This is a genomic window from Alteromonas sp. 4NH20-0056 (assembly GCF_057539655.1).
This window is the reverse complement of sequence record NZ_BAAJLS010000003.1, coordinates 533182-539181: the sequence shown is the minus strand read 5'-3', so window position 1 is coordinate 539181 and position 6000 is coordinate 533182. Positions and strand designations below refer to the sequence as shown.

General features: G+C 41.5%; 12 protein-coding genes. 6 read left to right on the top strand and 6 right to left on the bottom strand.

Annotation, left to right across the window (positions count from 1 at the left end; translation table 11 throughout):
- Positions 1 to 144 precede the first annotated feature (144 nt).
- Together AC27EZ_RS08590 and AC27EZ_RS08585 are read left to right on the top strand one after the other, a co-directional pair.
- On the top strand, positions 145 to 1014 hold the full coding sequence (locus AC27EZ_RS08590; RefSeq protein WP_487134932.1) for a GyrI-like domain-containing protein: 870 nt from the start codon (positions 145 to 147) through the stop codon (positions 1012 to 1014).
- Positions 1015 to 1162: 148 nt separating this feature from the next.
- A complete protein-coding gene (locus tag AC27EZ_RS08585) occupies positions 1163 to 2188 on the top strand; it encodes an alpha/beta hydrolase family protein (RefSeq protein WP_487134931.1) in 1026 nt (341 codons plus the stop codon).
- Between the two features lie 354 nt (positions 2189 to 2542).
- Here the strand turns inward: AC27EZ_RS08585 and AC27EZ_RS08580 are convergent, their stop codons facing one another.
- Entirely contained in the window at positions 2543 to 2833 is a 291-nt protein-coding gene (locus tag AC27EZ_RS08580; RefSeq protein ID WP_487134930.1) for a type II toxin-antitoxin system RelE/ParE family toxin, read from the bottom strand.
- Positions 2826 to 3047: a TA system antitoxin ParD family protein gene (locus AC27EZ_RS08575; RefSeq protein WP_012518669.1), complete on the bottom strand. Its 222-nt coding sequence runs from the start codon at positions 3045 to 3047 to the stop codon at positions 2826 to 2828. The genes AC27EZ_RS08580 and AC27EZ_RS08575 overlap by 8 nt, the downstream gene beginning before the upstream one ends.
- 267 nt (positions 3048 to 3314) lie before the next feature.
- Here AC27EZ_RS08575 and AC27EZ_RS08570 point away from each other — a divergent pair, with 267 nt between their 5' ends.
- Positions 3315 to 3548: a ribbon-helix-helix domain-containing protein gene (locus AC27EZ_RS08570; protein WP_012517122.1), complete on the top strand. Its 234-nt coding sequence runs from the start codon at positions 3315 to 3317 to the stop codon at positions 3546 to 3548.
- The gene (locus AC27EZ_RS08565) at positions 3535 to 3798 is read left to right on the top strand and encodes a type II toxin-antitoxin system RelE family toxin (RefSeq protein ID WP_487134929.1); all 264 of its coding nucleotides are present in this window, start codon (positions 3535 to 3537) and stop codon (positions 3796 to 3798) included. Before AC27EZ_RS08570 ends, AC27EZ_RS08565 begins: the two co-directional genes overlap by 14 nt.
- 104 nt (positions 3799 to 3902) lie before the next feature.
- On the opposite strand, the gene AC27EZ_RS08560 is transcribed toward AC27EZ_RS08565, so the two are convergent.
- Together AC27EZ_RS08560 and AC27EZ_RS08555 are read right to left on the bottom strand one after the other, a co-directional pair.
- The gene (locus tag AC27EZ_RS08560; RefSeq protein WP_487134928.1) at positions 3903 to 4196 is read right to left on the bottom strand and encodes a type II toxin-antitoxin system RelE family toxin; all 294 of its coding nucleotides are present in this window, start codon (positions 4194 to 4196) and stop codon (positions 3903 to 3905) included.
- On the bottom strand, positions 4186 to 4434 hold the full coding sequence (locus AC27EZ_RS08555; protein ID WP_487134927.1) for a type II toxin-antitoxin system Phd/YefM family antitoxin: 249 nt from the start codon (positions 4432 to 4434) through the stop codon (positions 4186 to 4188). Before AC27EZ_RS08555 ends, AC27EZ_RS08560 begins: the two co-directional genes overlap by 11 nt.
- A gap of 219 nt (positions 4435 to 4653) precedes the next feature.
- On the opposite strand from AC27EZ_RS08555, the gene AC27EZ_RS08550 reads away from it, so the two are divergent.
- Positions 4654 to 4932: a type II toxin-antitoxin system RelE/ParE family toxin gene (locus AC27EZ_RS08550; protein ID WP_487134926.1), complete on the top strand. Its 279-nt coding sequence runs from the start codon at positions 4654 to 4656 to the stop codon at positions 4930 to 4932.
- Positions 4932 to 5228 carry a HigA family addiction module antitoxin gene (locus tag AC27EZ_RS08545; RefSeq protein ID WP_487134925.1) on the top strand — a complete coding sequence of 99 codons (297 nt, stop codon included), beginning with the start codon at positions 4932 to 4934 and terminating at the stop codon, positions 5226 to 5228. The genes AC27EZ_RS08550 and AC27EZ_RS08545 overlap by 1 nt, the downstream gene beginning before the upstream one ends.
- A gap of 116 nt (positions 5229 to 5344) precedes the next feature.
- Here AC27EZ_RS08545 and AC27EZ_RS08540 read toward each other — a convergent pair whose 3' ends face one another.
- Both AC27EZ_RS08540 and AC27EZ_RS08535 read right to left on the bottom strand, forming a co-directional pair.
- Positions 5345 to 5626: a type II toxin-antitoxin system RelE/ParE family toxin gene (locus AC27EZ_RS08540; protein ID WP_487134924.1), complete on the bottom strand. Its 282-nt coding sequence runs from the start codon at positions 5624 to 5626 to the stop codon at positions 5345 to 5347.
- The gene (locus AC27EZ_RS08535; RefSeq protein ID WP_487134923.1) at positions 5623 to 5907 is read right to left on the bottom strand and encodes a type II toxin-antitoxin system TacA family antitoxin; all 285 of its coding nucleotides are present in this window, start codon (positions 5905 to 5907) and stop codon (positions 5623 to 5625) included. Before AC27EZ_RS08535 ends, AC27EZ_RS08540 begins: the two co-directional genes overlap by 4 nt.
- Positions 5908 to 6000 lie beyond the last annotated feature (93 nt).

Sequence of the window (6000 nt, the reverse complement as noted above, 5' to 3'; positions counted from 1 at the left end):
TCACTCACTTCGTTCGCTGGGACGCATACACGTGGGCTGCTTCGCATTATAGCCCACATGCCTGCGCCCCTTATTTAAAAGTTATGCATACAGGTAAACAAACGAGCAGGCCGAAAGTACATATGGAATGTAAGATAAAAATACATGATGAATACTTTAAGCAACAATAATTCAAGAATCATTAACCAAGTTGGTCAGTATATTTACGATAATAGCGACCAAACTATCACCCTTGATGGCCTAGCAAGTTATACCGGATTTTCTAAGTACCATTTTAACCGCATATTTTTTGCGGCGACAGGTTACCAGTTGGGTGAGTTTATTCAGCGGCATAAACTTGAAAAGGCACTGCATTTAATTAAACAAGGAAACCACAATATTATCGACGTCGCTCTTAGTATCGGCTACGATTCGCCATCATCTTTTTCTAGGGCGTTTAAAAAGAATTTCTCTATAACGCCAAGCGATATAGCCCAAGGAAAACTGCCAAACAACGAACGTGCTGGCAGCCTTAAACCTAAAAAACAGCTTACTAATCAAAGATGGGAACCTGTTTGGAAGACGCTACCTAAACGGAAAGTGTACGGATTTTATGGCAAAGGGTTTAATGAGCAATCTTTCTCCTCGGTGGCTAGAGAGCTATACGGTCGTCTATCAAATATAGCTGCCCCTTTAAGTTATGAGGACTTACAGCCTATTGGCGTCTCTGTTGATAACCCGTGGGCGGGGGAACAAACTGAAAGCCGTTTTTTTGCTGGCTTTGTTGATGGTCTCTCTGAGCATCATGAAAAACTAGAAGCTTTCATATGGCGTGCCGGCCGATGGGCCTGCTTCACGCATAATGGTCCACACGATTGTATGTGGCAAACAATTTCTCAGGTTTATTCTCAATGGGTCTTGCCGAATAACATCAATCTTAAAGACCAACAAATTGTGCAGCTATACCTGAACAATCCTATGGAAAGTGACCCCGAAGCACTTAAAACAGAATTGTATTTTGCAGTAGAAGACTAGTAGTCGACGGGTTTGGCAGGATATAAAGCTTAACATTGTGCATGAAGCGACATTCTTCTGGCAAAACGCACTTTCTGCACAGCGCGGCTAAATAATGTATGTATATTTGCGGTATAGAATGTTCAAGGAAAAATATGTAGAGAGAACTATGAACCTAAATATAACTAAACTTTTCTGTATTGGTCTTGTGTTGTTTACTTATTTAAGCAGTGCTCAGGCCATCACTAGCGATGCAATAGAACTGAAGACCAAAGAAGTCGACTTCGTAAATCAAACCGTGAATCGACCAACTAAAATCAAGTTTTGGTATCAAGGTAGCGCAGAACCTTGTGAAGCTACTATTTGCTTATCACCGAAGCAAAACAATCACCGAATTGCGGTTATCTCGCATGGAGCCTTTGGCTCTCCCCGCGAAATGAACTGGCTGGGCTATGCATTAGCTTCGCAAGGCTGGGTTGTTGCAGGGGTAGCCCATTTTGGTGAGTCCTGGGTTTATGGGGCTGAGAATATAGATCCGAGTTCGGCCATGCGCTTCTGGCAACGCCCACAAGATGTAAGCTTTGCGATCGATAGTTTATCTAAAGAGGGGCTGTTTAATACCTCACTTAAAACTGACAACGTAATAATGCTTGGTCATTCGTCAGGTGGGTTTACGTCTTTAGCAATGGCAGGCGCTAATTTAGAAGCGGGTAAGTCGGAAGCCTATTGCGCGTCAAAAAAGGCAAAGGATGATAAAGGCTGCAACTATGGTCAGCAAAGTAAGCGTAAACCAATGACTGAAGAAATGTTAACGAAAATTGGTTTGTTTCAAAAGAAAATGCGAGACGAGCGAGTTGCAGCTGTTGTTGCTTTAGATCCGGCTTTAGGCCATGCGGTTAGTGAACAGAGTCTAGAAAGTATAAAGGTTCCTGCTTTAGTTATTGGCTCTTTGGAAAATGACTTTCTGCCTTACAGCACGCACTCCAAATATTACGCAAACCATATTAAAGGCGCGAATTTAGTAGGTATTGAACAAGGGGCTGGTCATTTCGTATACATTGATATATGCGACTCAGACAGGGAAGTAAAAGGCGTATTTTTGTGTAAGGATAGAGAAGGTGTCGATCGAAAGGCAATACAAAAACAAATACTTCAGCATATATTTAGCTTTATTTATAGGAACGGTCTTAGCTAAAAAATCATAAAGTCCGAAGAATGTGATGTTAAAAGTCATCTATATTTAGTTGAGTAACAATAGTCTCATTACTGCTGATTATTTGAAGTAAAAAGAACTAATATTAGTTTTAGGCTAATTGCATAACAAAAGCCTGAATGCGCTCGTAAACTCGCTCGGACAATTAACAATGGGTTACTGTCGCTGGCGCTCAATTGGCTCAACCCATTGTTAATTTCCGCTTAGGCTGGCGTTAGGTGCCATACAAGCAAATTAAGCTCGCTCACTTCGTTCGCTGGGACAATTTCTCGTTTGCGGCTGCGCCATTTTCGCCAACAAGTAATTGCCCCTTATTAGGGTGTTATACGCAATTGGTCAGAATAACTTTTTAACATCGCGGTAAAAGTTTTCATGAGAACCAAGAGCTATCAATTCAAGTATTACAGTGCCATCCTCGTAGCTGTAACCAAGTAAAGTTAACTGCTTGACCATCTTGAACTTGTACACGCGAAGAAAGGCTAGGTCGCCTTTCTTCTGTTCTCCAAGAAGAGGATCGTCCATTAGTCCCTTTACAGCTTTATCCAAATCTTTTTTCTGATTCTGATGTAATTTCTTTACTGCTCTCTTAAAATTAGCTGTCTGTAAAACACTGGTAATCTTAACCAAAATCGTAAGGCTCCAATTTTCCTGCCTCTTTTTCCGCTTTGGAAATAATTGCCTGTTTCACGAATTCGTATGGCAAATCGGGATTATCTTCCATCATTTCACCTATCTTTGCCCAATGCTCAATCTGTTTTGGCATAGTTCGATTTAGAGCTTTGCCCATAATGGTAGCTTTCTCAACTAGATCTTGGTCTAGTCTTACGCTCGCGGTTGCCATAATATGTCTCCTAATAGTTCGCCATTACATTGTAGCAATGCGCTACAGATGTAGCAAATTGCGCATAACAAACGCATTAGCACTCGCTGCGCTCGCTAGGGACAAAACACGTAGGCTCCCTGCGCTTCGCTTGGTATTGTAGCCTACGTATTTTTGCCCGTTATGCGGGTGTTATACTCTTGAGTAAAAATTAGCCCAACTGACATTTTAACGCTATAATGTTTTAATGTTTTAATGTTTTAATGTTACTTTAATGGAGGCTTATTCATGAGTACTTTATCAAAACGATCAACCGTCTACTTCGAACCAGCAATTCATAATGCTTTGAAACTGCGGGCAGCATCATCAGATACCTCAATATCAGAGCTGATTGATGAAGCAGTAAGACTCCTTATGAAAGAAGATCAAGAAGATTTGGCTGCGGTAAGACAAAGGGCCAAAGAGCCCGAAATCTCCTATGAGGACTTGCTAAACACTTTGGAAGCTGATGGAAAAATATAGCGTCACTTTCAAGAAGTCAGTAGCAAAAGATTTTAGGGCAATTCCCAAGTCGGACGTTAAAAAGATCCTCGCCAAAATTGACTTATTAGCTGAAAACCCGCGAAGGGATGGAGCAATTAAACTTAGTGGACTCGACTTGTATCGTATTCGGCAAGGTCTTTATAGGATAATTTATGAAATCCGAGAAAACGAGGTTGTAGTACAGGTGATAAAAGTCGGGCATCGCTCCGATGTTTATAAACGTACCTAACAACTCAATAAACTCACTCACTTCGTTCGCTGGGACGCATACACGCGGGGCGGCTGCGCCATTATGCCCCACGCAACTGCGCCGCTTCGCTTAAAGTTAAACCCCTATTCAACATCAAGTCTCTTTAATGCTTTTTTGTAAGCCTCATTTCTCTCGCGTTTTCCCACTGCAAGCACTGTAACTACAACTACGTCATCAAGTACCTGATACACCAACCTATATCCTGATTGACGTAATTTTATTTTATAAACATTATCGGCACCTAACACTCTATCTGGGGCTACGTGCGGTGTTCTTAATCTCTCTGCTAACTTCTTTTTCAGTTGTTGCTGCAAAGTGCTACCTAGTTTATTCCATTCTTTTAGGGCGCTTCTCTTAAACTCTAATTTATAGGTCATCCAAATTCACCGAAACGCTTTCTTCACCTTGCCTTTCCTTAACAAGCTGCAGTAGCTCCAGATCCTCCAAACGGTCCATCATTTTTTCGTAAATCTCAGCCGGGACACAATAGAATGCGGGTTCATTCCTATTCAATATAGCGACAGGATCGCCATATGCACTACTCGCAACTTTCATAGGGTTAGCTTTTAGTTCAGTAATACTTGCAGCAACTTCTGCCAAAACTCTCGCCGTCATAACGGTCTCCTAAAAGGTCTTTAATTAGGTCATTTTAGGCTATCATTGTTGGTTTAACAAGCGCGTAAACTCGCTCACTACGTTCGCTGGGACAAAAATACGTAGGGTCCCTGCGCTTCGCTCGGTATTGTAGCTTACGTGTTTTTGCCCGTTATGCGGGTGTAATGTGCTCAGAGAATTACGCTAGCAATCTGTAACCCTTAAGGTTACAATGAAATCATGATTAAGAGTTTTATACATAAAGGCCTTCAGAAGTTTTACGCTAAAGGAACCACTTCAGGAATTCAGAAAATGCACGAAAAAAAGCTTCGTCTTATTCTGTCGAATCTCGATCAAGCCGAAACACCTGATGACATGGATTTACCCTGCCTTTATATGCACAAACTCAAAGGTAACAGAAATGATATTTGGTCTGTCGGGGTAAGTGGAAACTGGAGAGTTACATACCGCTTTGTTGGACGAGATGTTGAAATCGTTAATTACGAGGATTATCACTAATGAATATGCATAAACCTGCGCATCCCGGTGAGATACTCAAAGATCTTGTTATTGATGCTCTAGAACTGACTATTACTGATGTAGCGCAACATTTAGATGTGAGCCGTAAAACATTGTCGAAAGTTCTTAATGGCAAAGGGGCTATTACCCCAGAGATGGCTCTTCGTCTTGAACTCGTTTTCGGTAAGCCTTCTGCGGCCCATTGGCTTCGTTTGCAAAATGCATTTGATTTGTGGCAAGCAAGACAATATCAAAGCTCTTTAAATGTCTCACCGTATAATTTGGCTACGGTATAAAACGCGCATAACAAAAAATCAAGTTCTCCCGCTGCGCGGGCTGGGACGCAAACACATGGGCTGCGTCGCTTCGCTCCTAAATTGTAGCCCATGTGTTTCCGCCCCTAAGTGGGGTGTTAGCTTCCTACAGGAAATTTTTGCTTTTGGTGTAAAACTCGAAGAATGTGAATAATGTCGTCTTTTATGAAATATGAAACAATCATTGAAACCTCTGGAATTATTAACAGTCTTCCCGGTATACCCTCTCTCTCCACTCCCATAAGAGGTTGCTGGTTCAAGTTTTCAACTTTCTTCTCAATTATTGAATCAGTTTTTTCTGCTGCTAATGGGTTAAATTCGTATAAAAACTCGAAAATAGCCTCGCGATCGTCTAACGAACTTTTTTCCCATAAGATCATTTTTTGGCTTTATTCCTAATTTTCATTTTTCGAGCTTCCATGTCCAAGTTCGCTTCTTCATGACTGACGAACTTACTTTGCCCACTCTCTAATTTACTGAACGCAGCATTAACCTCTTCAGTAAGCCACTGATCATGAGTAATTATTTTTCGTTGCTGTTCAGCGAGTTCTTCCGTAAGCTCTCTACAAGCGTCACTTAAAGTGCGTCCTTGGCTTTCAGCCATTTTCTGCGCGAGCCGTTTAGTTTCTTCATCTACTCTAAACTGAATACGGGTATCCATGTTAAACTCCTTATTAAATGTGCGCACAAATGTTAGCACAGCTATTGAATTTACGGCAACTAACAAACACATTAACTCAGTCGCTGGCGCTCC

Bases quoted from the DNA above. Each gene is read 5' to 3' on its own strand.
- AC27EZ_RS08590 (WP_487134932.1), top strand. From the start codon at position 145: ATGATGAATACTTTAAGCAACAATAATTCAAGAATCATTAACCAAGTT.
- AC27EZ_RS08585 (WP_487134931.1), top strand. From the start codon at position 1,163: ATGAACCTAAATATAACTAAACTTTTCTGTATTGGTCTTGTGTTGTTT.
- AC27EZ_RS08575 (WP_012518669.1), bottom strand. From the start codon at position 3,047: ATGGCAACCGCGAGCGTAAGACTAGACCAAGATCTAGTTGAGAAAGCT.
- AC27EZ_RS08570 (WP_012517122.1), top strand. From the start codon at position 3,315: ATGAGTACTTTATCAAAACGATCAACCGTCTACTTCGAACCAGCAATT.
- AC27EZ_RS08565 (WP_487134929.1), top strand. From the start codon at position 3,535: ATGGAAAAATATAGCGTCACTTTCAAGAAGTCAGTAGCAAAAGATTTT.
- AC27EZ_RS08560 (WP_487134928.1), bottom strand. From the start codon at position 4,196: ATGACCTATAAATTAGAGTTTAAGAGAAGCGCCCTAAAAGAATGGAAT.
- AC27EZ_RS08555 (WP_487134927.1), bottom strand. From the start codon at position 4,434: ATGACGGCGAGAGTTTTGGCAGAAGTTGCTGCAAGTATTACTGAACTA.
- AC27EZ_RS08550 (WP_487134926.1), top strand. From the start codon at position 4,654: ATGATTAAGAGTTTTATACATAAAGGCCTTCAGAAGTTTTACGCTAAA.
- AC27EZ_RS08545 (WP_487134925.1), top strand. From the start codon at position 4,932: ATGAATATGCATAAACCTGCGCATCCCGGTGAGATACTCAAAGATCTT.
- AC27EZ_RS08540 (WP_487134924.1), bottom strand. From the start codon at position 5,626: ATGATCTTATGGGAAAAAAGTTCGTTAGACGATCGCGAGGCTATTTTC.
- AC27EZ_RS08535 (WP_487134923.1), bottom strand. From the start codon at position 5,907: ATGGATACCCGTATTCAGTTTAGAGTAGATGAAGAAACTAAACGGCTC.